Annotated in this window: 27 protein-coding genes; 4 read left to right on the forward strand and 23 right to left on the reverse strand. The window is 45.7% G+C overall.

Annotated elements, in window-relative coordinates; genetic code table 11:
• Window positions 1-121 precede the first annotated feature (121 nt).
• Genes pcaF through paaA form a run of 10 tightly spaced genes read right to left on the reverse strand, consistent with a single transcriptional unit; the run spans window position 122 to window position 8,773 of the window.
• Window positions 122-1,336 carry a 3-oxoadipyl-CoA thiolase gene (gene pcaF, locus Xentx_RS13465; RefSeq protein WP_074020738.1) on the reverse strand — a complete coding sequence of 405 codons (1,215 nt, stop codon included), beginning with the start codon at window positions 1,334-1,336 and terminating at the stop codon, window positions 122-124.
• Window positions 1,333-1,815, reverse strand: a complete 483-nt coding sequence (paaI, locus tag Xentx_RS13470) for a hydroxyphenylacetyl-CoA thioesterase PaaI (protein WP_074020739.1) — start codon at window positions 1,813-1,815, stop codon at window positions 1,333-1,335. The genes pcaF and paaI overlap by 4 nt, the downstream gene beginning before the upstream one ends.
• Window positions 1,805-3,436: a 3-hydroxyacyl-CoA dehydrogenase gene (locus Xentx_RS13475; RefSeq protein ID WP_074020740.1), complete on the reverse strand. Its 1,632-nt coding sequence runs from the start codon at window positions 3,434-3,436 to the stop codon at window positions 1,805-1,807. The genes paaI and Xentx_RS13475 overlap by 11 nt, the downstream gene beginning before the upstream one ends.
• Before the next feature lie 2 nt (window positions 3,437-3,438).
• A complete protein-coding gene (gene paaG, locus Xentx_RS13480) occupies window positions 3,439-4,236 on the reverse strand; it encodes a 2-(1,2-epoxy-1,2-dihydrophenyl)acetyl-CoA isomerase PaaG (protein ID WP_074020741.1) in 798 nt (265 codons plus the stop codon).
• A gap of 3 nt (window positions 4,237-4,239) precedes the next feature.
• Window positions 4,240-5,013: a 2,3-dehydroadipyl-CoA hydratase PaaF gene (gene paaF, locus Xentx_RS13485; protein ID WP_074020742.1), complete on the reverse strand. Its 774-nt coding sequence runs from the start codon at window positions 5,011-5,013 to the stop codon at window positions 4,240-4,242.
• 29 nt (window positions 5,014-5,042) lie between these two features.
• Window positions 5,043-6,134 (reverse strand): 1,2-phenylacetyl-CoA epoxidase subunit PaaE, encoded by a 1,092-nt coding sequence (gene paaE / locus Xentx_RS13490; RefSeq protein WP_074020743.1) that lies wholly within the window; start codon window positions 6,132-6,134, stop codon window positions 5,043-5,045.
• 28 nt (window positions 6,135-6,162) lie between these two features.
• A complete protein-coding gene (gene paaD, locus Xentx_RS13495; protein WP_074020744.1) occupies window positions 6,163-6,681 on the reverse strand; it encodes a 1,2-phenylacetyl-CoA epoxidase subunit PaaD in 519 nt (172 codons plus the stop codon).
• Window positions 6,682-6,720: 39 nt separating this feature from the next.
• Window positions 6,721-7,491, reverse strand: a complete 771-nt coding sequence (gene paaC / locus Xentx_RS13500) for a 1,2-phenylacetyl-CoA epoxidase subunit PaaC (protein WP_074020745.1) — start codon at window positions 7,489-7,491, stop codon at window positions 6,721-6,723.
• Between the two features lie 11 nt (window positions 7,492-7,502).
• Complete coding sequence (gene paaB, locus Xentx_RS13505; RefSeq protein ID WP_074020746.1) at window positions 7,503-7,790, reverse strand: 1,2-phenylacetyl-CoA epoxidase subunit PaaB; 288 nt, start codon at window positions 7,788-7,790, stop codon at window positions 7,503-7,505.
• A 41-nt stretch (window positions 7,791-7,831) separates the two neighbouring features.
• Complete coding sequence (gene paaA, locus Xentx_RS13510) at window positions 7,832-8,773, reverse strand: 1,2-phenylacetyl-CoA epoxidase subunit PaaA (RefSeq protein WP_074020747.1); 942 nt, start codon at window positions 8,771-8,773, stop codon at window positions 7,832-7,834.
• Between the two features lie 328 nt (window positions 8,774-9,101).
• Here paaA and paaZ point away from each other — a divergent pair, with 328 nt between their 5' ends.
• Window positions 9,102-11,174, forward strand: coding sequence for a phenylacetic acid degradation bifunctional protein PaaZ (gene paaZ, locus Xentx_RS13515; protein ID WP_074020748.1), 2,073 nt, complete (start codon window positions 9,102-9,104; stop codon window positions 11,172-11,174).
• Between the two features lie 180 nt (window positions 11,175-11,354).
• Here the strand turns inward: paaZ and soxR are convergent, their stop codons facing one another.
• The 9 genes from soxR to gntX all read right to left on the reverse strand — a co-directional run bounded on the left by soxR (window position 11,355) and on the right by gntX (window position 19,516).
• Window positions 11,355-11,816 (reverse strand): redox-sensitive transcriptional activator SoxR, encoded by a 462-nt coding sequence (soxR, locus tag Xentx_RS13520; protein WP_074020749.1) that lies wholly within the window; start codon window positions 11,814-11,816, stop codon window positions 11,355-11,357.
• Window positions 11,817-11,997: 181 nt separating this feature from the next.
• Window positions 11,998-12,966: a methyltransferase gene (locus tag Xentx_RS13525; protein WP_074020750.1), complete on the reverse strand. Its 969-nt coding sequence runs from the start codon at window positions 12,964-12,966 to the stop codon at window positions 11,998-12,000.
• 382 nt (window positions 12,967-13,348) lie between these two features.
• Window positions 13,349-13,912, reverse strand: a complete 564-nt coding sequence (locus Xentx_RS13535) for a GNAT family N-acetyltransferase (protein ID WP_074020752.1) — start codon at window positions 13,910-13,912, stop codon at window positions 13,349-13,351.
• Window positions 13,913-14,151: 239 nt separating this feature from the next.
• Window positions 14,152-15,645, reverse strand: a complete 1,494-nt coding sequence (glpD, locus tag Xentx_RS13540; protein WP_074020753.1) for a glycerol-3-phosphate dehydrogenase — start codon at window positions 15,643-15,645, stop codon at window positions 14,152-14,154.
• Between the two features lie 257 nt (window positions 15,646-15,902).
• Window positions 15,903-16,661 carry a DeoR/GlpR family transcriptional regulator gene (locus Xentx_RS13545; RefSeq protein ID WP_074020754.1) on the reverse strand — a complete coding sequence of 253 codons (759 nt, stop codon included), beginning with the start codon at window positions 16,659-16,661 and terminating at the stop codon, window positions 15,903-15,905.
• A gap of 84 nt (window positions 16,662-16,745) precedes the next feature.
• Window positions 16,746-17,606, reverse strand: a complete 861-nt coding sequence (gene glpG / locus Xentx_RS13550; protein ID WP_074020755.1) for a rhomboid family intramembrane serine protease GlpG — start codon at window positions 17,604-17,606, stop codon at window positions 16,746-16,748.
• 91 nt (window positions 17,607-17,697) lie between these two features.
• Window positions 17,698-18,021, reverse strand: a complete 324-nt coding sequence (glpE, locus tag Xentx_RS13555; RefSeq protein WP_074020756.1) for a thiosulfate sulfurtransferase GlpE — start codon at window positions 18,019-18,021, stop codon at window positions 17,698-17,700.
• Window positions 18,022-18,197: 176 nt separating this feature from the next.
• Entirely contained in the window at window positions 18,198-18,773 is a 576-nt protein-coding gene (gene nfuA, locus Xentx_RS13560) for a Fe-S biogenesis protein NfuA (RefSeq protein WP_074020757.1), read from the reverse strand.
• 59 nt (window positions 18,774-18,832) lie between these two features.
• Window positions 18,833-19,516 (reverse strand): DNA utilization protein GntX, encoded by a 684-nt coding sequence (gntX, locus tag Xentx_RS13565; protein ID WP_074020758.1) that lies wholly within the window; start codon window positions 19,514-19,516, stop codon window positions 18,833-18,835.
• Between the two features lie 38 nt (window positions 19,517-19,554).
• On the opposite strand from gntX, the gene bioH reads away from it, so the two are divergent.
• From bioH to Xentx_RS13580, 3 genes are all read left to right on the forward strand, one after another.
• Window positions 19,555-20,328: a pimeloyl-ACP methyl ester esterase BioH gene (bioH, locus tag Xentx_RS13570; protein WP_074020759.1), complete on the forward strand. Its 774-nt coding sequence runs from the start codon at window positions 19,555-19,557 to the stop codon at window positions 20,326-20,328.
• Window positions 20,329-20,571: 243 nt separating this feature from the next.
• On the forward strand, window positions 20,572-20,844 hold the full coding sequence (locus tag Xentx_RS13575; RefSeq protein ID WP_074020760.1) for a CopG family ribbon-helix-helix protein: 273 nt from the start codon (window positions 20,572-20,574) through the stop codon (window positions 20,842-20,844).
• Window positions 20,832-21,122, forward strand: coding sequence for a type II toxin-antitoxin system RelE/ParE family toxin (locus tag Xentx_RS13580; protein WP_074020761.1), 291 nt, complete (start codon window positions 20,832-20,834; stop codon window positions 21,120-21,122). Before Xentx_RS13575 ends, Xentx_RS13580 begins: the two co-directional genes overlap by 13 nt.
• Window positions 21,123-21,238: 116 nt before the next feature.
• On the opposite strand, the gene Xentx_RS13585 is transcribed toward Xentx_RS13580, so the two are convergent.
• The 4 genes from Xentx_RS13585 to feoA all read right to left on the reverse strand — a co-directional run bounded on the left by Xentx_RS13585 (window position 21,239) and on the right by feoA (window position 24,759).
• Complete coding sequence (locus Xentx_RS13585) at window positions 21,239-21,688, reverse strand: OsmC family protein (RefSeq protein WP_074020762.1); 450 nt, start codon at window positions 21,686-21,688, stop codon at window positions 21,239-21,241.
• 142 nt (window positions 21,689-21,830) lie between these two features.
• Window positions 21,831-22,070 carry a FeoC-like transcriptional regulator gene (locus Xentx_RS13590; RefSeq protein ID WP_074020763.1) on the reverse strand — a complete coding sequence of 80 codons (240 nt, stop codon included), beginning with the start codon at window positions 22,068-22,070 and terminating at the stop codon, window positions 21,831-21,833.
• Between the two features lie 22 nt (window positions 22,071-22,092).
• A complete protein-coding gene (feoB, locus tag Xentx_RS13595) occupies window positions 22,093-24,405 on the reverse strand; it encodes a Fe(2+) transporter permease subunit FeoB (RefSeq protein ID WP_074020764.1) in 2,313 nt (770 codons plus the stop codon).
• 126 nt (window positions 24,406-24,531) lie between these two features.
• Window positions 24,532-24,759, reverse strand: coding sequence for a ferrous iron transporter A (gene feoA, locus Xentx_RS13600; protein WP_074020765.1), 228 nt, complete (start codon window positions 24,757-24,759; stop codon window positions 24,532-24,534).
• Window positions 24,760-25,352: the final 593 nt, after the last annotated feature.

The following is a 25,352-nucleotide window of genomic DNA, read 5'->3' on the forward strand; positions in this document are numbered from 1 at the left end:
ATTTGTTTGTAACAGGTTGCTTTTATCGTTATGTGCACGTAGTGATATGCAGGTGTTGGTTAAGTCAGGTAACTGTGTATCAGTTTATTGTTGTTAAAAATGATCGTTGTGAAAATAGCTGCTATGAAACACGTTCAATAATCATGGCGATGCCTTGTCCCACGCCAATACACATGGTGCATAAGGCGTAACGTCCGGCACGTCGCTCCAGTTCAAGGGTGGCTGTCAGCGCAAGACGGGTTCCGCTCATACCCAAAGGATGTCCTAGTGCAATTGCTCCTCCATTCGGGTTTACGTGCTCTGCATCATCTGGTAATCCCAGTTGGCGTATGACAGCCAGCGCCTGTGCAGCGAAAGCCTCATTCAGTTCAATAACATCCATTTGATTTAGGGTTAAGCCTGTGAGTTCCAGTACCTTGCGAGTCGCAGGCAGTGGCCCGATCCCCATGATGCGTGGTTCAACACCACATGTTGCTGTTGCGATGATGCGCGCCCGTGGTGTCAGCCCTTGGCGTAAGGCAGCCGTTTCTGAGGCGATGATCAGCGCCGCAGCACCATCGTTAACACCGGAAGCGTTACCCGCGGTGATGGTGCCGTCTGCACGAAATGGGGTTTTGAGCCGTTGTAATTGTTCGAGCGTCGTTTCTGGTCGGGGATGCTCATCCTGTGAAATGACCGTTGCTACACCTTTTTTGTTGGCTGGAGGGAGAGTAACAGGGATGATTTCCTCGGCCAGTACGCCACGTCGTTGCGCTCTGGCGGCACGTTGCTGGCTGCGCAGGGCGAAGGCATCTTGGTCATCACGGCTAATTTTAAATTGGGCTGCGACATTTTCTGCCGTTTCTGGCATGGAGTCTGTGCCGAATTGTTGTTGCATCAGAGGGTTAATAAAGCGCCAGCCAAGGGTGGTATCAAAGATCTCAGCCTGTCGGCTGAAAGCACGGTCTGTTTTGCTCATCACAAAAGGAGCACGGGTCATGGATTCAACGCCACCCGCCAATATCAGTTGAGCATCGCCGGATTTAATACTGCGAGCGGCGAAGGCCAGTGCATCCAGACCTGAGCCACATAACCGATTGACTGTCGTGCCAGAAACCGAATTTGGCACTCCTGCTAACAATAGTGCCATGCGTGCGACGTTGCGATTATCTTCTCCTGCCTGATTAGCGCAGCCAAAGATCACATCGTCAATTTGTTCCCAATCCAATGCTGGATAACGAGTCATCAATGCCCGTAGCGGCAGGGCTGCCAGATCATCAGCCCGCAGGCTGGATAGCGCACCACCATAACGGCCGATAGGTGTGCGGATACCATCACAGATAAATGCATGATTCATGATTGTTCTCCCTGACAGTTTGGCTGGGTTTTTTCCTCAGTATTGCCAGAAATAGGGTGACTGAGACGATAGGAGTAACCGCGGAAAAAAGCGACAACTTTGCTATTCTGATTGATGATCTCCACATCATATAGGCCAGTGTTTTTGCCTTGATGCCGAACAGAAGCAGTGGCGGTTAGTTGATCACCCACCAATGCCGGACGGATAAAATCAATGCTGCCTCTGGAAGCGACGGCTGCCAGTCCCTCGCTGTTACAGGCATAGGCGAAAGCTGTATCCGCCAGGCTGAACAGAATGCCACCATGACAACTTTGATGGCCGTTGAGCATATTGGGTACTATTTTCATACTGAGTCGGGCGAATCCGATATCGATATGCTCAATGTGCATTCCCATATTTTGGGCACAGGCATCTTGGGTATACATGGCTTCAACGTGATGGCGAGCCAGTTGGCTTGCTGTGTTACCATTATCTTGCATGGTTATCCCCTTTCTTGTGTTGTTGGGCCTGCTGGAGAGGGAGTCTGGTATGTCCCGCCGCTAATTGGCGCAGCAAGGGCGCTGGGCGGTAACGGGATTCACCATAGAACTTTTGCAAGTTTTCCAACGTACTGAGAATATGTTTCCAACCCAACTGTTCCCCCCATGCCAGAGGGCCGATGGGATAATTCACACCATGGCACATCGCCAGATCGATATCTTCAGCGCTGGCGATACCTTTATGAATGGCATCCAATGCCTCGTTGCACAACATAGCAACGGTACGCATGGTTAGCAGGGCGGGATAATCTGGCAGGAGAATAACTTGCTTACCGAGGGATTGCAGAAAACCGATCACCTTTGCTGTTTGTTGGGGCGTATTCTGGCAGGCGGCACTAAGAGTCATGATAGAAGCCAATTGGTGATTGGCAGAAAGATCAAATTGCACCACGGGTGCCCTGACTTCGTCAGCAATCTGTGCACTGGTTCTCCCTTTGGCCAGAATCAAGAGCGTTTCATCAACCTGTAAAGTCGGGGAGTGGAATCGGTCATTTTTGCTTTCTTCGAAGAGGATTCCATATTGCTGTAACTTAGGCTGTTGTAACAGGGCAACAAAGTGTGGCAATGCTGCCCAATTTCCTGTCGCCTTGATCCGCACCGGCTGTTTTTGTGCTTTGGTGTGTTTCGGCTCTATTTTAGGCTGTGGCTGGGTTTCTTTTGTTCCACCGTTTTTTCTTATGCTGTTGTTTCCTTTTATATCATAGGAATAGAAACCACGACCGCGTTTGCGTCCAAGATGATCGGCATCCACCAACTCTTTTTGCAGTAGTGAAGGCTGAAAGCGGGGATCGTAATGGAAGGCATGGAACAGGGATTCGGTTACAGTATAGTTAATGTCATTGCCAATCAAATCCATCAGTTGTAATGGTCCCATCGCAAAACCGCCCGATTCTTTGAGGACTGCATCCAGTGTGGCGGGTGTCGCAATCCGTTCTTCCAGTGCGCGCAGGGTTTCAGCATAGAATGGACGGGCGATGCGATTGACGATAAACCCCGGCGTAGAACGGCAAATCACAGGCTGTTTTTTCCAGCCCGTCACGAGGGTTTTGAGTGTTGCCACGGTTTGAGGGGAGGTTTCCAAACCTTGTACGATTTCCACCAGCTTCATTAGGGGGGCTGGGTTGAAAAAATGTAGCCCTGCCATGCGTTGCGGAGCAGACAGAACACGGGCAATGGCGGTAATCGACAATGATGAAGTATTGCTGGCAAACAGGGTTTGGTGTGAACAAATGGATTCCAGTTGTTGGAAGAGATTCTGTTTAGCTTCCAGTTGTTCGACAATGGCTTCGATCACCAGACCACACGGTGCCAGCGTATGTAACGAATTTACCTGAGTGATGCGTTGTAACAGAGCTTCTGTTGCGCTGGCCTCTGCTTTGCCTGCTGCCACACGTTGATGCAGGCGAGCATGTAAATTGTCCAGTGCCTGACTGACCGCTTCGCCATTGAGGTCAAACAGCAGGACGGAATGTCCTGCCTGAGCTGCAACTTGGGCAATGCCGATACCCATTGTTCCCGCACCGATAACGGCTATGGAGCCGTGGAGGTGAGGCGTGGTCATGATCATTTCCCCTTGAACGTTGGCTGGCGTTTTTCAATGAACGCATTGACACCTTCACGAAAATCTTCGCTATGCCCGCACAGGCGTTGTAAATCTCGTTCGAGAGCAAGCTGTTGTTCCAGTGTATTGGTTGCGGCTGCATAGGTGGCTTGCTTGATGCAGCCAAGAGCCAAAGTAGGTTGGGCAGCAAGGTGTAGAGCGAGCTTCTGGGTTTTATCTTCCAACTCTTCTGGCTCAACGACTTGCCAGATCATTCCCCAATCCAGTGCTTGTTCAGCGCTGATTTTGTCGCCCAAAAGTGCCATCCCCATTGCTCGCGCTTGTCCAATCTTATGGGGCAGGAACCAGCTACCGCCAGAATCAGGTGTCAGGCCAATACGGCAGAAAGCCTGAATAAAGCTGGCGGTACGGGAAGCGATCACAATGTCACAAGCCAGGGCAAGGGAGACACCAGCACCAGCCGCCACGCCGTTGACAGCGCAAATAATGGGCTTAGGCAGGGAAGTCATACGTCGGATCAGCGGGTTGTAGTAGCGTTCAACAGATTGGCCGAGATCAGGGATACAGCCATCAGAAATGATGGCATTGCGATCATTTAAATCTTGTCCGGCGCAGAAGCCGCGTCCGGTTCCGGTGAGCAGGACACAGCGTACGGACTTATCCTGTTCAGCAATATCCATTGCCTGACTTAATTGTCGGTGCAGTTCCTCGTTAAAGCTATTGAGGCATTCTGGACGGTTGAGAGTAATGCTAAGGACACCTGCTTGTATATCAGTCAGTACCGTTGACATGTTTTCCATCTGTCAGAACCCCTTAAATGTTGGTTTACGTTTTTCCAGAAAGGCGGAGATGCCTTCCTGACGATCGGTTGTGCCTGCCAACGTAACAAAATGCTGGCGTTCGGCGAGTAGCCCTTGTGACAGGCTTGTTTCTTGTGCGGCCTTGAGGGCTGCTTTAGCTGCCCGAAGTGCCAGAGGGGAAAATTCACTGATGCGTTGGGCGAGTTGCTCTGCACGCTCTAATGTCAGGGCATCAGTGCAAACCTCACTGACCAGCCCCGCTTCCAGGGCGCGATGGGCATCGATAGCCTCGCCGGTCAATACCATCTGGTAAGCCGATGCCTTGCCGACGCTGCGGATGAGCCGTTGTGTTCCCCCCGCCCCTGGCATCAACCCCAGGGTGATTTCTGGCAGACCAAAACGGGCGTTTTCTCCACAAATCACCAAATCACAAGCCAATGCCAGTTCGCAGCCCGCGCCAAGTGCGTAACCATTGACAGCAGCGATCAGGGGTTTGCTGATATTATTTAAACGTTGCCAAAGTTGTGGGCGGCGATCAGTCATGGCTGTAGCAATGTTTTGTTGTTGCAGTTCTTTCAGGTCGGCACCTGCCGCGAAACAGCGCGCTGATCCCGTAATAACAATGACTCCGGTTCCGTTATCCGTATCCGCGAATTCCAATTGCTGCACGAGTTGTTCCAGACAGTCATTACTGAGGGCATTGCGCACTTCTGGCCGATTTAGGGTTAATGTGCGTACTCTTTGCTGCTGGTGGCATAAAATCCATTCCTGACTCATGGTAGTTCCTCACAAGCATATGAAAGTGGCTAGACATCAAAATCGACAACTACGCCATCGCCTTTCGGCCATGACTGGCAGCTTAAGATATAACCGGCAGCCAATTGATCGGGTTCCAGGCTGTAGTTCACCCTCATGTCCACTTCGCCGGATTTAAGCCGGCATTTACAGGTAGCACATACTCCTCCTTTGCAGGCGTAGGGTAAGTCTGCGCCCTGGCGCAATGCGGCATCGAGGATACTGTCATCTTCGGCGTTCATGGCAATATTGAGGGTGCGACCATCCAGGTGGATCTCAACGCGAGTCTCACTACGTTCTGTGAGATTGGCTGGCTGTCGGGAATTTATTGTGGCTTGTCCGGTATTGAAGCGTTCACTATGGATACGTTTAGCAGGTATTCCCACCTGTTCCAGCGCAGAATGAGCGTCATCCAACATGGTTTCCGGCCCACAGAGAAAAGCATGGTCAAATTGGGTAAAATTGAGCAGGGTTTTGCCAATGCGGTTTAGGTGCTCAGTATCAATGCGTCCGTTAAACAGTGGGCTATCAGTGGATTCCTGACTAAACAGGTACAGCACCTGAAAACGGCTGAGGTAGCAATTCTTGAGATCGGCCAGTGTTTCTTTGAACATGGTAGAGCGGCTGGTGCGATTGCCATAAATAAGCGTAAAAGTACTATTGGGTTCTAGTGCCAGCGTACTTTTGATGATCGATAAAATGGGAGTGATACCCGAACCAGCGGCGATAGCCAGATAATGCCCCTGTTGGCCTGTATTGGGGTGATGACCAAAATTTCCTTGTGGCTGCATGACTTCCAGCTCATCCCCGACTTTTAATTGTTGATTGATGAAGGTCGAAAAGCGGCCTTGGTGAATGGCCTTGACACCAATTTGTAATACATCATCCAACGGTGAGCTACAGATGGAGTAGCAGCGGCGTAGTTCTTCGTTATTTACTTTCGCCTTGAGTGTCAGGTGTTGGCCAGGGTGATAGCAGAACTGTTTTTTCAGTTCAGCAGGAATATGCAGGGTAACGACCACAGCATCCGGCGTTTCCCTTTCGATGGCGGCAATACTTAAGCGGTGAAAGCCATGTGAGCGTGTTTGATGCAAAGTGGACATCTTACTTTCCTCTTTAAGTGCACCCTCGTTAAATGCATTTGAAATAATCAAATGGTTCCCAACAATCTCGACAGCGATAGAGGGCTTTGCAGGCAGTGGAACCGAATTCGCTGATTTTTTCTGTTGCGTGGCTGCCACAGTGCGGGCAGATAATGGGATCCATGTTTGCCGTTTTTTCGCAAGCTAATCCTTGGGGAGGGGCAATGCCGGATTCTCGCAAGCGTTGTTTGGCATCTGTATTTATCCAATCGGTGGTCCACGCAGGGGTCAGGCTTACTTCAATATGCACCGGAGAAAAGCCTGCTTGTGCCAGAATTTCCTGAATGGTTTCGAGCAGGTATTCCGTCGCAGGACAGCCGGAATAGGTTGGGGTAAATGTCACCCGCCAGCCGTTTTGCAAGGACGTGACAGCCCGTATCATGCCAAGATCAGTAATGGAGAGTGCAGGAAGTTCTGGATCAGCAATTTGGTGCAGGCATTGCCAGATTTGATGAATTTCCGGCGGCTGTATCTCTGAATAAGAGTGAGTATTGCATAGCTGTTCCATGATCTTCTCCCATTACCCTCTGTTTTCTGACCGTTTTTGTCACCAGTTGCAGTTGGGATAGGTGCGTTGCAGGTATTGCATTTCTGCCAAGATGTATCCCAAATGTTCTGTGTGCAGTCCTTGTTTTCCACCTTGTCGATAAGGTGCCTCCTGTGGCATTTCTAGCGTGGCTTCGGTGAACGTTTCGTTGATGATTTGCAGCCACGGTTCATGCAGGGTGCCGAGATCAACGGCAATGCCTTCTTCTGCCAATTGCTGCTCTATTTCGTCGCAATGGAATAGTTCGCCGGTAAAGCGCCACAGTTGATTAACGGACTGTTGGATTTTTTCGTGACTCAGTTCTGTTCCATCCCCCAATCTGATCATCCAGCCTCGGCTAAATCGCAGGTGATATTCCACCTCTTTCAACGACTTGGCACTAATGGCCGCTAACTGATGATCTCGGCTTTGTCCCAGAGCCTGATGCAGTAAGACGTGATAGGCATCAATAAAAAATTGGCGTACCAAGGTGTCGTTAAAGCCGCCATTGGGTTGTTCCACCAGCAGCAGATTGCAGAATTCGCGCTCATGACGCCAAAACGCCAGATGATCTTCATCCTGTCTTGAAAGAGTAGCTGCATAACTGAGGAAATGGCGTGCTTGTCCCAATAGATCGAGTCCGATATTGGACAGTGCAAGGTCAATTTCCAGTTCTGGCGCATGTCCACACCATTCGCACAGGCGCTGTGCCAGAATCAGCGGGGTATCTCCCTGACGAAGTACATATTTGAACAGGGCATGGCTGGGTGATGAAATACTGTGTATATTCATATTCTCACCCCTTACATATTCTTGATGCCATCAGGTATGGTGTAGAAAGTCGGATGACGGTAGATCTTGTCCTCCGATGGCTCGAAGAAAGCGCCCCGTTCTTCCGGTTGTGAAGCCACCAGATAGATGGATTTCACTACCCAGATGGAACAACCTTCATTGCGCCGAGTGTAGGCATCGCGTGCGTTTTCCAGTGCCATTTGATCATCTGCCGCGTGGAGGCTGCCGACGTGACGGTGCGCTAATCCCTGTTTGCTACGGACAAAGACTTCGTACAGTGGCCAATCGGTATCTTTCATTAGAGTCACTCCCTTCGATGCTGTTCAGGTAACATAAGACATTAAGTGGCGTGATTTTTGGCAGCTATTTTTCTGGCATGAGTAGAAGCCGCTTCCCGTACCCAACTTCCGTTTTCCCAAGCCCGGCGTTTGGCTTCCAGACGTTCGTGATTGCATATCCCTTGCCCTTTCAGCACTTGATAGAATTCATCCCAATTAATTTCACCAAAACGGTAATGCCCTGTTGTTTCATCCCAAACCAGCTCAGGATCGGGAGCTGTCATACCCAGGGCTTCCAACTGGGGCACGGTGTTGTCGATGAATTTTTGTCGCAGTTCATCATTGCTGAATCGCTTGATTTTCCACGCCATGCTCTGGGCACTGTTGGGAGAATCACTGTCATTGGGACCAAACATCATCAATGTCGGCCACCAGAAGCGGTTAATGGCATCTTGTAACATGGCACGCTGGGTTTCGCTGCCATTCGCCAGCACTGTTACTGCTTCATAACCTTGCCGTTGGTGGAAGCTTTCTTCCTTGCAGATTTTTACCATCGCGCGGGCGTAAGGACCGTAAGAGGCACGGCACAAGGCAACTTGATTGACGATCGCTGCGCCATCCACCAGCCAGCCAATCACGCCAACATCTGCCCAACTGAGGGTGGGATAGTTAAAGATCGAGGAATATTTCATCTTGCCATCCAACAGTTTTTGGTAGATGTCCTGACGGGAACAGTCCAATGTCTCAGCGGCGCTGTAGAGATACAGCCCGTGTCCTGCTTCATCTTGTACTTTCGCCAGCAATATGGCCTTGCGACGCAGTGTCGGGGCACGGGTGATCCAATTAGCTTCCGGTAACATGCCGACGACTTCCGAGTGTGCGTGTTGACCGATCTGGCGTATCAGGGTTTGGCGATAGGCTTCGGGCATCCAATCTTTAGCCTCAATAGAGAGATCTGCTACTATTTTTGCCTCAAAGCTCGCCTGAAGTGGATCAGTTGTCATATGCGACTCCATTATGATTCTTATTTTCTGATATAAGACATAAAAACGAATCACTTTTTATAACCACAAATCTACAAACTGATAACAAAAATAGCAAATACAAAAATTGGGTATTTGTTGTTCACATCACAATATGAATTTTAATTTTTTATAAAACAATTACTTAATTATTTTCATTTAGCGACGGGATAAATATTAACAAGGGGTTAGGTGTAAATGTTTGTATTTTGTTAATTATGTGGGTGGTTTTGTCAATCATATATGTGATACATAAATGGCATTCCATTACTTAATGATTGTTTCATTGGTTAAATCGGTGGAGAAAAAAATGCAACAGTTAACGAGTTACATTTGTGGTGCTTGGGTTTATGGGCAAGGCAATCCCAGAACTATCCATCATGCAGTAAGCGGCGAAGCTTTGTATCAGGTATCTTCAGAAGGTTTGCCATTGGCAGAAAGTCTAGTTTACGCCCGTGAAAAAGGAGGAAGAGCACTGGCTGCGATGACGTTCCAGCAACGTGCGCAGATGATGAAGGCAGTTGCAAAACACCTGCTTGCCAACAAAGAAGCACTGTATGCCATTTCCACAGAAACAGGTGCAACCCGTGCGGATAGTTGGGTGGATATTGAGGGGGGCATAGCAACCCTGTTCTCGTATGCAGGATTAGCAGGGCGCGAATTGCCGGATGATATCCTGTGGCCGGAAGATGAGATGATCCCGCTATCTAAACAATCCCAGTTTGTGGCACGCCATGTGCTGACTTCCCGCCCCGGTGTTGCACTGCATATCAATGCGTTTAACTTTCCTTGTTGGGGGATGCTGGAAAAATTGGCACCAACGTGGATGGCAGGCATGCCAGCGATTATCAAGCCTGCTACGGCATCCGCCCAACTGACACAGGCGATGGTGAAAATGATCATCGATAGCGGCCTGGTGCCGGAAGGGGTATTGCAATTGATCTGTGGTGGCATTGGTGATTTGTTTGATCATCTCGATTATCAGGATGCCGTGACGTTTACCGGCTCTGCACAAACGGGGCGGAAGTTGCGTGTCCATCCGCGACTGATAGAAAAATCCATTCCTTTTACGATGGAAGCAGATTCGCTTAATTGCTGCATTTTAGGCGAGGATGTGACACCTGACATGCCGGAATTTGGTGTTTTTATCAAGGAAGTTACTCGTGAAATGACGGTGAAGGCTGGTCAGAAATGTACGGCTATCCGGCGTGTTATTGTACCTGCCAGCCAAATGGAAGCGGTCAAACAAGCGCTTCTCAAGCGGTTATCTGGTGTGGCAGTTGGCGATCCTACTTTGCCAGAAGTACGCATGGGGGCGTTGATTAACCTGGAACAGCGTGATGAGGTGCAGGCGAGAGTCAACGAATTGCGCAATAGTGGTTGCGAGGTTTTGTGTGGCGGTTCACTGGAGAAACTCGTACTGACAGGCGATAGCAACAGTAATGGCGCATTCTATCCATCGACGTTGCTTTACTGCGCTGCTCCAATGACTAATCAGGTAGTACACAGCACGGAAGCTTTTGGGCCGGTTGCCACATTAATGGCGTATCAGGATACTGAGCAGGCGATTGCATTGGCGATGATGGGACAGGGTAGTTTGGCTGGGTCATTGGTGACGGCAGATGAACAGATTGCAGTCCAGGTGATCCGTGCGACAGCATGTGCTCATGGTCGTATGTTGGTGCTGGATGAAACAGCTTCTGCGGAATCCACGGGACATGGCTCTCCGCTACCCATATTGGTACATGGTGGGCCAGGGCGTGCTGGTGGTGGAGAAGAGTTGGGGGGCTTGCGTGCCGTGAAACACTATATGCAGCGTACAGCGATTCAAAGCAGCCCAAGTATGCTGGCAGCGATTGGTCGTGAGTGGGTGCGTGGCGCGAAAGTGAAGGAAGAACAGATTCATCCATTCCGCAAGTACTTTGAACAAATTGAAATTGGTGAAAGTTTACTGACTGCTCGCCGGACGGTGACGGAAGCGGATATCGTGAATTTCGCCTGCCTGAGTGGTGATCATTTTTACGCCCACGTGGATAAAATCGGCGCGGCTGAATCCTTGTTTGGCGAGCGTGTGGCACATGGTTATTTTGTTGTATCGGCTGCTGCGGGTTTGTTCGTTGATGGTGCGGTAGGGCCGGTGCTTGCCAACTACGGTATGGAAAACCTGCGTTTCATTGAACCGGTCAAGATTGGCGATACCATTCAAGTTCGTTTGACCTGCAAGAAGAAGATTAAGAAAGTCCAGAAGACACCGGAAGATAAACCACATGGCGTGGTGATGTGGGATGTGCAGGTGTTGAATCAGGAGCAACAGCCGGTGGCGCTTTATAGCATCCTGACGTTGGTAGAGCGGCAGCAAGGAGATTTTGCGGCGTCGGTATAATCACGGTTAGGATAAGCGTTGTTAAGTCAAGGAAACAGAGTGGCCTGAGGGGATTTGTCAAAGGCAAGGCAGCGGTAATCCTCAGGCTGTTTATTAACGTTTAAATTCAGGCTGGATGTACGAAATCGGCCGGCCGATAAAATGGGGGTGACTCCCTCAAGATGCGACTGAACAGCGTGTTTAATCCTCTTCTAAAATTCTTGGACCGGCTCCATCTTGTCCAAGAACATCATTCGGATTACGTAAAGGACACTCGGTTAACGAAAGGCATCCACATCCAATACAATTACCTAAATTATCTCGTAATCGGATGAGTTTTTTAATGCGTTGATCCAGAATACCCTGCAATTGTAAAGAAAATGTTAGCCATTGTTCGGCTGTCAATTTACTATCAGGTGGGAACTGGTCTAGTGCTTTTTTTATCTCTTTCAGAGAGAAACCAGTGTTCTGTGCAACTTTGATGATCGCAATATAACGCAATACAATTGAAGGAAAACGGCGTTGGTTACCTTGATTGCGTGAACTTTTGATTAACCCTTTCGATTCATAAAAATGGAGAGTAGATATAGCAACTCCGCTACGTTTTGATACCTCTCCGATAGTTAACGCTCTATCAAAATTAATATTCTTATCTTTCTCCATATCTATTGACCTTAAGTTAACTTTAGGTTTTATATAGTATATATCTAATGTTTCTGTCAATTGACAGAATATTGCACTGATTTTTTATAATTTGAAGAAAGACTATGTCTTTTGTCTGAAAATTGTATGGGCCTAGTAGGGGCCATAATTCCAGCCCCGAGGCTGTCATCTCAGTGTAAATTTATTTTTTCATTTCGATAATGTAGTAGCAGCCATTTTCTGTTGAAAAATTCAAGTCGTAGATATTTGTAATAGATAATCCAGCCTGTTTTGCCATAAATTCAAATTCTGATTGATACCGTTTCCGGCCTAACAGAAGAGTATCTATATATAAATCAAATGACACTGCCTCATTTGGTTCTTTAATCATATCGATAACATATAAAACGGAATCTTCTCGCATTGCTTTTTGACAATTTTTGAGAATGTCAATGGCTTTATTATCTGGCCAATCATCCAAAACATTTTTTATGCTATAAGCATCATATCCTGATGGAATAGCAGAGAAGAAATTACCATTAATGAAAGTAATTTCTTCTGATTCTTGTCTGGTAAAATCATATTGATCCATAACATGACATTGAGTATTTGGGTAATGTTTTTTTATATTTTTTGCAAAAGAGCCCACCCCACCCCCGATATCAATAAATGAAGAAATGCCATTGAGAGGGATATGTTCAATAATATGTTTATTCATCTCATCGGTCATTTTTGCCAATAAATCATCAAAAATAGTTTTGATAGTTTTATTATTTTCATGATTGAGATAATCAAAAAATGGCTCATGATGGGTAAGTTCAAAAGCAGATTTTTCATTCCTTTTACTTAAGGACGCACTGTATTGTGACCAGGCGTTCCAGAAGGCAGGATCTAATTCGAACTTTATATATAATGTTTCAAAGCTATTTGGATCACTGAGTGATGCCCATTGTTCAGTAAGGTAAAATTTATCATCTTTTTTTGTTAACACATTGAGTGTTTGCATATAATTCAATAGATTATGGAATCTATCTTGATAAACGTTGCATAACTGAGCAATTTGCTCCACTGTTTTGCCATCTTGAGTACTTAAGTATAATGGTGCTTTACTGTCTACAAAAGCATATAGTGCATTCGATTTACGATAGGCAGTAACCATTTCCAATGACATTATTATTCTCCTTATTCAAATTTTTAAATAATTTGAAATACATTGGGTGTTTTCATTTTAAATCTTATGATTATTTTTTATTTAAAAATAGAAAGGATGCAAATGATTCACCAAAGAAACAAAAGCATCCTGATTATTTATTTTCCCCGGTTAATGGAAACACTATAAAACCTCAAGCTAACTAGAGGTCAAGTAATATTTATCTAACTGCGTCTAATATTTTTTGAAAGTATGCTATTTACCATATTTAAGCCGTGCCCTTTTATTTCAAATGGCAAATTTTCCGTAAAATGAGCATTACGGTAACCAAAGATTGATAACCAAGTTAAATTAGTTGCTGGATCAGATATAGGTATCTGGCAAGAAATTTGGCTATTGGAATTTAATCGGATAGTTTTTTCGCCATTATATGCATGGTACTTTGCTGTTTTGGGCTGGAAAAAATAATATCTTTTTGTCGCTTCATCCCTTTTCTAACATAAAATTTGATGGCAGAAGTGTTCTGTTCCAATGCTTCCAGCCAAAGCCACTTTTCCCCTTGTTCATGACCAAATTTCACCACATGATCAAATAATTGATCACCATATTTTTGTCCGGTTAGTTTTGGCATCAGATAGAGCTTATGCAAATAGATGCCAGTAAGATTTTTATCAGGAATAGGTTGATTTAAGACGATTTTACTGAATCCAATAATGTTGGAAGAGCTTGTATTTTGGAGAGTAGTGATATTTGAGCCGATAGTATTCTGGGATTCAGCAATAAACCATTTATGGTCGGGAGATTGTAATGAAGTCAATATATTCCCTATGGAGCTTTCTCCCGCAATATACTCTTCCAGTTCATCTTTATCATTCCATAAATAAGAAAAGTGAAAACGATAGCTTGTTTCCAGTAGCCAGGATAGTAGTGTAGCGTCTTTTATTGTTGCATTCCGAATCGTTAACATGGATATCTCCTGATTTGATTTCTAACATACTATCACAGTGACAAAAACATGTACGTTAAATAACCAGTTGAATTAAATGCAAAATAAGGGAATTTCGATGGAAAATAGCGATGATTGATTTCGAAAATTTACGGTCGTTTTCAGACATTAATGAGCGGGAAAAAACTTATATGATAAAAATAAATCGAAATGAAAAATGGCGATAATTTTTATCACCATTTTCAACATCAATCTTGCAATTAAGCGGCTTTGGCGTTTTGTGCCAGCCAGTCAGCTACACGCTGTTTTTGTTCATCCGTCAGCCACATGCCCAGTTTGGTACGACGCCAGATAGCATCATCTAACTGTGTTACCCATTCATGTTCAACCAAATAACGCAGTTCAGCTTCATACAAATTATGGCCGAAACATTCACCGAGATCGGCCAGCGCTTCTGCGCCTTGCAGGATGAATTGGCTGTTGCTGCCGTAAGTACGAGCATAACGCAGTGCTACGCCTTCTGGCAGCCAGTTATAACGCTGACGCAACAGGCGCGCATAACCATCGCGATCACAACCTTCCAGCTCACTACCTGGTAACTTGCCATTTTTGGTCCATGCCTTGCCCGAGTTAGGGTAGTATTGCGCCATTTTATCCATAGCGTGTTCAGCCAGTTTACGATAAGTTGTTAACTTACCGCCAAATACGGACAGTAATGGCGTCTGGCCTTGCTCATCCTGAACATCCAGCGTGTAATCACGGGTGATCGCTTGTGGTGAATCGGATTCATCATCACACAGGGGACGAACACCAGAGTAAGTCCAGACAACATCATCGCGACCAAGTTGTTTCTTAAAGTGGTCGTTATAGACTTTCAGCAAATAGCCGATCTCTTTATCGTCAATTTTGACTTCTTTTGGATCGCCTTTGTATTCAACGTCCGTTGTACCGATAATCGAAAATTCGTCATTCCATGGAATAACAAACACGATACGATGATCTTCATTTTGCAGAATATAAGCCTGCGGTTCATCGTGAACGCGAGGCACAACGATATGGCTGCCTTTGATCAGACGGATGCCATAAGGTGATTTCAGTTGCAGGCCGTTATCGAAGAAATTTTTCACCCACGGGCCCGTTGCGTTGACCAAACCTTTCGCGCGCCATGTATTGGTTGCGCCAGTTTTGAGGTCTGTGGCTTCAACCATCCAATAACCATTTTCACGCCATGCACGGGTTACTTGGGTGCGGGTACGTACTTCGCCGCCGTGTTTCTGCACTTCCTGTGCGTTCAGAACCACCAGACGCGCATCGTCAACCCAACAGTCGGAGTATTCAAAACCACGGGTGATAGCTGGCTTCAATACTGAGTTTGTACCAAATTTCAGCCCTTTACTGCCTGGTAAGCTGACGCGTTTGCCTAAGTTATCGTACAAGAATAAGCCAATGCGGATCATCCACGCTGGGCGCAGGTGTGGTTGATGTGGCAGGCGAAAACGCATCGGGAATGCAATATGGGGAGCCAGTTTTAAAAGCACTTCACGTTCTGCCAGTGCTTCACTGACTAAACGAAATTCATAATGTTCCAGATAGCGTAAACCACCGTGGATCAGCTTGGAGCTGGCAGACGAAGTTGCACTGGCCAAATCTTGACCTTCCAACAGTAGGACAGAAAGTCCCCGGCCAGCAGCATCTGCCGCAATACCAGCGCCGTTAATTCCGCCGCCGATTACAATCAAGTCTTTGGTTTCCATCGCATCCCCTCTGAAATGTTCGAAACAGTTCTTTAATGTTCGTTTTCGCTCAAGAATTGTAATCAAAAATTCATCAGTCGCCAACCATTAACTCAGAAAAAACATATTCACGTGATAGAGGTAACAAAACTTTCTTATATACATAAGATTAATAAGGATTTTGGGGGATACAAATTTGAGAGGGAATATTGACGGAAAGGAGCCCCACCAGAATATCAGGTGGGGATATTATTGCGGCATTCTTACCTAAAAAGTGGTTAGCATAACTCCAGCTTAACGTTGTGTTGTTCGATAATTTTCTGGACGCCGGAAGGAGGTGCTTTATCAGTGAACAAAAAATCAATCAGGTTCATGTTACCAAGATTAACCATGGCATTGCGGCCGAATTTTGAATGATCGGCAACCAGCATGACACAGCGGGAGTTTTCGATAATGGCACGTTTGGTACGAACTTCGTGGTAATCGAATTCCAGCAGTGAACCATCACTATCAATACCGCTTATCCCAAGAATGCCGAAATCAAGACGGAACTGGGAAATAAAGTCTAGCGTTGCTTCACCAATGATGCCGCCATCGCGGGAGCGTACTTCACCACCCGCTAAAATCAGGCGGAAATCTTCTTTGCCCATAAACAGGGTTGCGACGTTGAGATTGTTGGTGACAATTCGTAAATCGTGATGGTTGAGCAGGGCATGTGCTACAGCCTCTGGTGTTGTTCCAATATCGATGAACAGGGTTGCACCGTTTGGAATTTGGGTGGCAACTTGTTGTGCAATGCGGGCTTTTTCATCCGACCACATGATCTTGCGGTCATGGTAGGCTGTGTTGACGGAGCTGGATGGCAAAGCGGCTCCGCCGTGATGACGCTGGATTTTATTTTTATCTGCGAGATCATTTAAATCACGTCGAATAGTTTGCGGGCTAACATCAAAATGTGCAACCAGCTCTTCAGTGCTGACATAACCTTGAAGGCGCACTAGCTCGATTATTGCATCATGTCGCTGAGTTTGCTTCACAAAATTCCCCTAATATGTGCATAGATGGATTATAGTTGGTCAAAATTATCCCCTCTATTTCAAGCCGATGCTGAAACTTGAAATCTATTGGGGCTTATTTGGCATTTTTTGGTTTTTTTGTTTACGCAAATTATCCCATAACCCCATCAATAACCCGATGATTAATCCTGCAACGTGGGCGGCATTGGCGATGTTCAATGAAAATAGATCGAAATAACCAACCAATAACCAAATGACAGAGACAGCAATTAACCCTCTGGGAGCACTGATCCCACGTTTGGGAGAGATTTCACCCGTTAGCCAAACATACCCGATCAGTGCGTAGACGACACCGGATAGCCCTCCAAAATGAGATCCGCTGAACAATGATTGGGCCCAACCACTGAAAATTGCTGATACTATCGTGATTTCAAAAAGTTTGCCGCTGCCAATCTTCTGCTCAACCTGGCTGCCGAAATACCACCATAATACAAGGTTAAAGAGCAGGTGTGTCAGGGAGAAATGCAATAGAACTGGGCTTATCCAGCGCCATAACTCCAGATACTGATTACTGTTGGCCGGCCATGCTAGCCAGTTCATAACATCCGGTATGTTCGCCATTGCCATCCAGAAGTAAACGAGGATACAGAGCAGGGTTATGGCAATAGTCAGTGGGCCAGACTGGCTTTTGAGCGTACTTAAATTTAGGTTGTTATGATACTTGAAGAAGCTGACAGATTTACCTGTTTGCCAACTGGCAGCTTGATAGCGTTCATTGAGTGGATCGTGAGCAAAGTGGCGAAGCTCCTTTTCAACCCGACTTAGTTGGCTATCATCCTCTAACCAGAGTTCAACTAATGGTGGCTCATTGGTGGGGCGCATGGTCAAATGAATGCCTTGTGTCGCCATATAATCAATAAAGGCCTGAGCCAGCCGAGGGTTAGATATTGAGGTTATATGGATCATTGCTCGTCTTATCTCTGCCTTAAGTTGAAGTTAATTACACTGGGGTTAACTGCATAGGGATTAATTACATTGGAATCAGTGCGTTAAAGGTTTATTGAGTGTGGACTGCGTGAGAATAGTCTCTTTGCCAGACTTCAAAACCACCATTGACACTATAAACGGTCTCAAAACCTATATTGATCAGGTACTGTGCTGCTCCTTGACTACTATGGCCGTGGTAGCACATCACCATGACCGGTTGGTCAAAATCCGCTTCCTGTAGAAAGCTATTGAGCGTTTCATTTGTTAGGTGAAACGCACCGGTTGCGTGTCCGGCATGGAAACTTTGTGGATCGCGGATGTCAACCAGGACTGCGGTTTTATCGAGCCAATGCTGGTAAGCCTGTTCAGGCGTTATTGTTTGAAAATGGTCCATAAATACTCAACGTAAGTTTCCTAAATTTTCATTTTCAATATATTCATTTCTTAATAGCCGTCTGGTATGACCTGACCGCCTTCCCAATATAGTCATTGGGAAGGCGTAGAAATATAGAGATAGAAAACGTTAGAAACAGAAAAATGGTTAAAAATTGTCAAAACAAGAATGAAAAATCAGTAATATGAATGTTCACCGCGTTGGTGCTCAGTCAGGTCTTTCACGCCTTTTAATTCAGGGAACATCTGTAATAACTGTTTTTCAATCCCCTCTTTCAGAGTGACATCGACCATTGAACAGCCGTTACATCCACCACCGAATTGCAGGATGGCATAACCTTCATCGGTGATTTCCATCAGGCTGACACGACCACCATGCCCTGCCAGTTGTGGATTGATTTGCGATTGCAGGACATATTCAACACGATCAATCAGTGGGGCATCATCCGCCACTTTACGCATTTTAGCGTTCGGGGCTTTCAGAGTCAGTTGGGAACCCAATTGATCGGTCACAAAATCAATGACAGCTTCTTCCAGAAAAGGTGCACTAATTTCATCAACATAAGCAGAGAGTTGATCGAACTTCAATTCAGTGTCAGTGGCTTCAACAGCATCCGGTGGGCAATAGGAAACACCGCATTCAGCGGTTGGCGTTCCTGGATTAATAACAAAGACGCGGATCTGTGTGCCCGGTTCTTGATTTGCCAGTAGCTTGGCAAAATGTGCTTGCGCTGCTTCAGTAATATTAATCATGTCATTTGCTCAATAGTTGACTGTTCTAGTTGGTTATAATACGCCCATTTATAAAGGAACTACAAGGTTCGGCATATTGCCCAAGCCTGTACAGAGCGAGCACCAGCACGAATCATCAACTGTGAAGCTTCATGCAGTGTTGTACCCGTGGTGATCACATCGTCGAAAATCGCGACATGTTGATCAGTAAAATCGCCCTGTAATTGAAAGGCTTGCTTAAGATTGATTCTCCTTTGGGCGGCAGATAGGCTCCGCTGCGTGAGTGTAGCACGTGAGCGGCGCAAAAAATCGGGTTGATATGGGCATTGCAGCCAACGTGATAGGGATCGGGTAATGAGTTCAATGTGATCGAAACCACGTTGCCAGCGTTTCCTGCTGTGCAAAGGAATGCCCAGTATGCGATCTGGTTTATGCCAGCGGCCTTCACGATAGCCTTGCAACCAATGCAGCAGGAACAAACGTGCCAGCACTGGTGCGAGTTGTGGAGTGTTGTAATATTTGTATCGTTGAATAAGCTGACTTAATGGTGGGGTGTAATCCGTAATGGCGATCAAATATTGCCACGCTGGGGGATCCTTTACACATCGCCCACAGGGAAGGTTGCCGGATTCAGAAGGCAGTGCACAGCGTGGACAGACATGTTGCAGCCGCCTTAAGTGACAGTGGCAGATGTAGCAGATCCCATGATGGGCAAAATACAAATTTTGATGGCATAGCCAACAGTATCCAACCATTGTTAGCATAGTTTCCTTCCTTGGTGACAAATAAAGTGAGAATAACAATGAATCAGTTGTTTTGGCAGACAATTGGCGATGCACCACGTGATCTTGTGATGCTGCACGGATGGGGTTTAAACGCTGAGGTTTGGCGCTCAGTGGAAACGCGATTGGCTTCGCATTTTCGTTTGCATCTGGTGGATTTACCGGGTTATGGGCGTAGCCAAGCGTATTCGGCTATGTCATTGGCGGACATGGCAGATATTGTATGGCAGCAAGCGCCAGTAAATGCCTTGTGGCTAGGTTGGTCTTTAGGCGGATTGGTGGCTAGCCGGATTGCTTTGGATCATCCGGCACAAGTTGCGGGTTTGATAACCGTGGCTTCTTCGCCAAAATTTAGTGCTGATGGCGACTGGCCGGGGATTAAGCCAGAGGTTTTGAGGGCATTTGAGTATCAATTGAGTGCTGATTTTCAAAAGACTGTCGAACGTTTTCTGGCTTTGCAGACCCTGGGGACAGACAGTGCACGCCAGGATGCCCGTGTATTGAAATCAGTGATCCTGAATCAGCCGATGCCGACAGTCGACGTGCTTAATGCTGGTTTGGAAATCCTGCGCATTGATGATTTAAGGGAGGAATTGTCCCAACTTCAATTACCGTTCCTGCGTCTGTATGGTTATCTTGATGGTTTAGTACCGCGTAAGATTGCTTCACAGCTTGACAAGGCATGGCCACATACGCACTCCGTTATTATGCGCAACGCTGCCCATGCCCCTTTTATTTCCCATCCTGATGAGTTTGTTGACGTATTAACGAATTTTGCTTCGGATATTGGATGATAATTACCGATAACTACCTCCTCTCTCCCTGTTGTTAGCACATAAGCTATGGGTCATTTGAACAATAGCAGAGAGGGATCTTAAACGATAAATTTGGTTATAAAAACAACCATTGTAATGACAAACACTAAAAGCAAGAACTTCAATGTAAAGAAAACGTGTATTTCTTTACCTGATAGCAAAGCGGAGATTTTATGATACAGTATTAAAAGGTATTACCTTTTAATATTAAGGTGGAAGAAAATGGCAACCTCAGTAAAACTTGACGATAATTTGAAAAGCCGGATCCAATATTTGGCAAAAGTGCGACATCGTTCAGCGCATTGGATAATGCGTGAAGCTATACGTGACTATGTAGAGCGTGAAGAAAAACGTGAATCTTTCAAACAGGATGCTTTGCGTGCCTGGGAAGCGTATCAAGAGAATGGACTACACCTGACGCTTGAAGAAGCAGACGACTGGTTAGCTAAGCTCGAAGCAGGAGAAGATGCGGAGTTACCTGAATGCCACGTTTGATTTGGTCTCCGCCAGCTCTCGCTGATATACAGCGGCTCTATGGTTTTCTTGCCAAAAAAGACAAAGACACTGCCCGTCGAGCTATTAAAACAATACGGATTGGCGTGAAAACACTGGCACATCAGCCTGAAGCAGGACGCCCCGCTGACGATATGGATCCGGCATTCCGAGAATGGCTTATTGATTTTGGAAGTAGTGGCTATATCGCCTTGTACCGCATTGAGGGTGAAACAGCAACAATTCTTGCTGTACGGCATCAAAAAGAGGCCGGATATTAACAAGAAGGAAGTCAGTCGCTTATCAGATTAATAAATGGAATAAACTACTCACCTTATATGTTTATTCCATTTTTGATGCAATTCAATCGGTAATAAAAATGTTTACCACCTTGTTATCACCCTTTATTATTCGGATAAACCTCAGTTACAATTTCCGGCGCATTAACGATAGTATCGAGAACAGGGCAATTACTTTCGACAAAAGTAATAAAATCACGGATCTCTTGTTCGGTATTATCTGCTTTAATATAAAATTTGGAGGTGATTTTTGAAAATCCCATTTTGGCGTTTTTATTTTTACCTGTGAAGCCATCGGTATCCAGTTCTCCTTCCATTTTGACCTGAATATCGATCAAATTGATTTTATGCTTGCGGGCAAAGCTTTTTGCCACAATACACTGACATGCACCAAATGCAGAAAGTAACGCTTCCACTGGATTCATCGCCTCATCGGTTCCGCCGAGGCTTTTGGGTTCATCTACATGAAACGTAAAATCTCGCGATGAGCATTTCATTTTGAGCTTGCCAACCGACTCAACTGTTGCAGTGAATAACTCTTTAGGCATATTACTATCCTCAGGTTATTAATATAGGGATACCGCATATCAGATAATAGAGAGATAGCTATAATTAATCTATTTATTATTTTATGGACTCCTTAATAAGGAATTTTCCTACAAATTGCCTATTCCATCAGGCAGGTAGTTCTTATTTTTTTACCGCAAGCTGATACGCTTTAGTGTCACATTTCTGTGTTTCAGGACATTGTTTGCAGCCCCCGCTGAGGCAGGAGGAAGCATCCACTTCCTCCAGTTTACCCATTATGACAAGCTGCTTGAGCATGGCTTCCACCATTGGCAGCGGTGCTGAAAACTGATGGCTTAATGATCTGGCATCAGTACGCCCGTTGAGGGCAACAGCATCTCTGATTTTTAGCAGGTTAATCATTTATGGTTCCTCATGGTTCCAGCTAGTGACAGCTATTGTTTGAGCATTCGCAACTGCGGTCAGCGGTGTTGTTGAATGTCACAGTGACTCGACTGCGAGCACGGCGTAAGCCAATAACTATCAGAATGTTAAACAGGATCACGGCCAGAATTGTGATCAAACTACTTTGTGGATGGGCTGAAAACGTTGTGATTTGATAAAACAGTGCTGACAGAGAATAAGCGACGTTTAATCCCCATAGAATCGAGAATGTCATCCAGCCACGGCTGGTTTCACGGGCAATGGCTCCCATCACGGAAACGCAAGGCACGTACAGCAGCACGAAAATCAGGTAACTGTAAGCGGAAATGGCAGAGCCAAATTTGGCGCTCATTGTTCCCATAGAGCTGCGATCCATGTTGCCATCGCCTTTGCTGGCTTCAATCGGGTTGGAAAGTGCGCTCAAGGTGAAGGTTTCTTTCAGGCTATCCCACGTTTCTGCGACAGAATCTTTTAGTTGAGCGAGTAAATTAAATTCATCTGGGTTGAATGGCTCTTGGTTAATATTTTCTGCGGTATAGAGGGTATTTAGGGTTCCCACAACCACTTCTTTTGCCATCGCTCCAGTGATAAGCCCGACGGTTGCTTGCCAGTTATCGGCATGCACACCGATAGGTTGCAAGATAGGCGTGAGCACTTTACTGACGGAGGCCAGCGCCGATTCGTTGATATTATCCACGGTCTTACCGGAGAAGGAGAAACTGTTCAGGGCACCAATCAACATGCTCGCTGCGACAATCACTTTACCTGCGCGTATGACAAAACCTTTCAATCTCTGCCATGTCTGGAGCAGCAGGGTTTTGGCATGAGGAACGTGATAGACCGGCAGTTCCATGACAAATGGCGATGCTTCACCACGCATTAGCGTGAACTTGAGCAGCAACCCAGTCAGGATGGCGATAACAATCCCCAGGATATACAGGGAGAAAACAATGCTTGCCCCATTTTTGCCGAAGAACGCCGCCGCAAAGACGGCAAAGATCGCCAGCCTTGCTCCGCAGGACATAAACGGTGCCATCATGATGGTAATCAAGCGTTCGCGAGGGGCATCCAGAGTCCTTGAACCCATCACGGCAGGCACATTACAACCAAAGCCAACAATCAGGGGGACAAAGGATTTACCCGGCAACCCTATGGCTTGCATCAGCCTGTCCATGACAAATGCTGCCCGTGCCATGTAGCCGGAATCTTCCAGAAAGGAGAGGAACAGGTACATCATGCCAATTTGGGGAACCAGCGGCAGTACCGTGTTGATGCCTCCGCCAATTCCCTGAGCAAGGAACACCGTTAACCAATGCGGGAAATGGAGAGTATGGCCGAGCCATTGCATTCCATCGATGAAAATGGCTGCGGAAGCGCCGTCGAAGATAGGCTGTAAGGCTCCACCAATATTGATAGCCAGCACAAACATCAGGTACATGATAAACAGGAAGATAGGCAAACCCAACCAGCGGTTCAGGATAACGGTATCTAACACTTGGGTGAGTTTGTTTGGTGTGGCTGTGCGGGTATCAATGACCGCCAGACAAATTTCACTGATGGTTTGATAGCGTGAACCGGCAATGATGAGGTCGGGTTCTTCAATTTGTTGTTTTTGCAAGCGTTTTTTGCTTTCAGCCAATTGAGTGGGAGTCAGGCTGGATACCTCACGGCTGTAAATATCCCCTTCTAGGACTTGCAAAGTCAGCCAGCGGCACTGTTGTGGCGTGAATTTTTCTGTGATCTGGCTGGAAAGGTGGGAAATTTCCTGCAATAACGCATCAGGATAATTAACCTGTACAGGATTAGATTTCTGTGGGTAATTGTCGATGGTTTTTTTTAGTGTATCTATCCCTGTGGCACGGGTTGAAACCAGCGGGATGACCGGACAGCCAAGGCGTTTCTCCAGTGCAGGAATATCAATATTGATGCGTTGATTTTGGGCGATATCCAGCATGTTCAGTGCAATGATGCAGGGAACACCCAGTTCAATCAATTGCAGTGAGAGATAAAGGTTACGCTCCAGATTAGATGCATCAACAACATTGATCAGCATATCCGCTTCACCACTGAGAATATAGTGGCAGGCGATTTGCTCATCAATAGAAGTTTGCTCAGAAATGGTGGTAAGTGAATAAGTGCCAGGGAGATCAACAAGTTCGACCTGATGGTTATCGGTAGTAAAGTGGCCGGTTTTGCGTTCTACGGTAACGCCAGCCCAGTTTCCCACACGTTGATGGGAGCCAGTGAGCTGGTTAAAAAGCGTTGTTTTGCCGGCATTGGGATTACCAATCAGGCCTATAGTTAATTGTTTCATCATACTTTCTGCCAATCAGGAAAGCGAATTTCGTACCTTAGCTATACGTTCAGTACTCTGGTTCTATCGGGTTATAAAAAGTGTATGGAAAATGGTTATTCTGAACCAAATCGTCTTAGAGCTTTGTTAATTCAGATCTTCATGCAACATAAGAAATGCTAAATCTTGTTTACGAAGGGTAAGGCTAACTCTGCGTGTTTCGATTTGTATTGGATCGCCCAATGGAGCGAAGCGAATGACCTGAAATGTTGAGCCAGGTAACATACCGAGTGACAATAATTTTTGTCGGTAAGCTGGGGTAATTTCTGGAGAAAATCCCAGAATTTTATACCTACGTTCTGGAATAAGAACCATATAAATCTCCGCTCTAACTGAAAAAATAAGTGATTATAAGAATTATTATCCTCAATAACGGGAGAACCACAAGGAAAAAGTAGGGTAATTCCTCTGAATTATAGTTGCTAATGATAATAATACGCAACTGCGATGTTCGCTATTTATATTGGATAAGATGGGAATGAATTGATATTTATCAAATTAATAGTGGTTTTATTGAAAATTAGTCATTATCAAAATTATTTAATATTTGGAAAAATTCTTTATTGATAAACTATGTTAATGAACATAACTTATTGATTTTTATTTCATTATTAATTTAACAAATTATTGGCTTGAATTAGCTTTTTGGAGGATAAATCAGTTCACCTAATGGTTTTTCCTCAACAGTATGAATGCGTTCTTTATATCTAAACTAGAAATAATCACGGTTAATTTCTCATTTATAACTTGCTTACCCTATAACAGAAAAACAAAAAGGCCATGCCGGAAGCATAGCCTTGAATTTAGACTAGGGCGTGTTGATGTTTTGTGAGGGATTATTAGACAGCATGATGATTTGGTATAATTACTTTCGCCAAAAAACAACCAGACCTCACCATCATGCCGCG

The organism is Xenorhabdus thuongxuanensis, assembly GCF_001908095.1.
GTDB classification, from domain to species: domain Bacteria; phylum Pseudomonadota; class Gammaproteobacteria; order Enterobacterales; family Enterobacteriaceae; genus Xenorhabdus; species Xenorhabdus thuongxuanensis.

Coding starts and splice junctions, on each gene's coding strand:
- pcaF (WP_074020738.1), bottom strand. CDS start 1,336: ATGAATCATGCATTTATCTGTGATGGTATCCGCACACCTATCGGCCGT.
- paaI (WP_074020739.1), bottom strand. CDS start 1,815: ATGCAAGATAATGGTAACACAGCAAGCCAACTGGCTCGCCATCACGTT.
- Xentx_RS13475 (WP_074020740.1), bottom strand. CDS start 3,436: ATGACCACGCCTCACCTCCACGGCTCCATAGCCGTTATCGGTGCGGGA.
- paaG (WP_074020741.1), bottom strand. CDS start 4,236: ATGGAAAACATGTCAACGGTACTGACTGATATACAAGCAGGTGTCCTT.
- paaF (WP_074020742.1), bottom strand. CDS start 5,013: ATGAGTCAGGAATGGATTTTATGCCACCAGCAGCAAAGAGTACGCACA.
- paaE (WP_074020743.1), bottom strand. CDS start 6,134: ATGTCCACTTTGCATCAAACACGCTCACATGGCTTTCACCGCTTAAGT.
- paaD (WP_074020744.1), bottom strand. CDS start 6,681: ATGGAACAGCTATGCAATACTCACTCTTATTCAGAGATACAGCCGCCG.
- paaC (WP_074020745.1), bottom strand. CDS start 7,491: ATGAATATACACAGTATTTCATCACCCAGCCATGCCCTGTTCAAATAT.
- paaB (WP_074020746.1), bottom strand. CDS start 7,790: ATGAAAGATACCGATTGGCCACTGTACGAAGTCTTTGTCCGTAGCAAA.
- paaA (WP_074020747.1), bottom strand. CDS start 8,773: ATGACAACTGATCCACTTCAGGCGAGCTTTGAGGCAAAAATAGTAGCA.
- paaZ (WP_074020748.1), top strand. CDS start 9,102: ATGCAACAGTTAACGAGTTACATTTGTGGTGCTTGGGTTTATGGGCAA.
- soxR (WP_074020749.1), bottom strand. CDS start 11,816: ATGGAGAAAGATAAGAATATTAATTTTGATAGAGCGTTAACTATCGGA.
- Xentx_RS13525 (WP_074020750.1), bottom strand. CDS start 12,966: ATGTCATTGGAAATGGTTACTGCCTATCGTAAATCGAATGCACTATAT.
- Xentx_RS13535 (WP_074020752.1), bottom strand. CDS start 13,912: ATGTTAACGATTCGGAATGCAACAATAAAAGACGCTACACTACTATCC.
- glpD (WP_074020753.1), bottom strand. CDS start 15,645: ATGGAAACCAAAGACTTGATTGTAATCGGCGGCGGAATTAACGGCGCT.
- glpG (WP_074020755.1), bottom strand. CDS start 17,606: ATGATCCATATAACCTCAATATCTAACCCTCGGCTGGCTCAGGCCTTT.
- glpE (WP_074020756.1), bottom strand. CDS start 18,021: ATGGACCATTTTCAAACAATAACGCCTGAACAGGCTTACCAGCATTGG.
- nfuA (WP_074020757.1), bottom strand. CDS start 18,773: ATGATTAATATTACTGAAGCAGCGCAAGCACATTTTGCCAAGCTACTG.
- gntX (WP_074020758.1), bottom strand. CDS start 19,516: ATGCTAACAATGGTTGGATACTGTTGGCTATGCCATCAAAATTTGTAT.
- bioH (WP_074020759.1), top strand. CDS start 19,555: ATGAATCAGTTGTTTTGGCAGACAATTGGCGATGCACCACGTGATCTT.
- Xentx_RS13575 (WP_074020760.1), top strand. CDS start 20,572: ATGGCAACCTCAGTAAAACTTGACGATAATTTGAAAAGCCGGATCCAA.
- Xentx_RS13580 (WP_074020761.1), top strand. CDS start 20,832: ATGCCACGTTTGATTTGGTCTCCGCCAGCTCTCGCTGATATACAGCGG.
- Xentx_RS13585 (WP_074020762.1), bottom strand. CDS start 21,688: ATGCCTAAAGAGTTATTCACTGCAACAGTTGAGTCGGTTGGCAAGCTC.
- Xentx_RS13590 (WP_074020763.1), bottom strand. CDS start 22,070: ATGATTAACCTGCTAAAAATCAGAGATGCTGTTGCCCTCAACGGGCGT.
- feoB (WP_074020764.1), bottom strand. CDS start 24,405: ATGAAACAATTAACTATAGGCCTGATTGGTAATCCCAATGCCGGCAAA.
- feoA (WP_074020765.1), bottom strand. CDS start 24,759: ATGGTTCTTATTCCAGAACGTAGGTATAAAATTCTGGGATTTTCTCCA.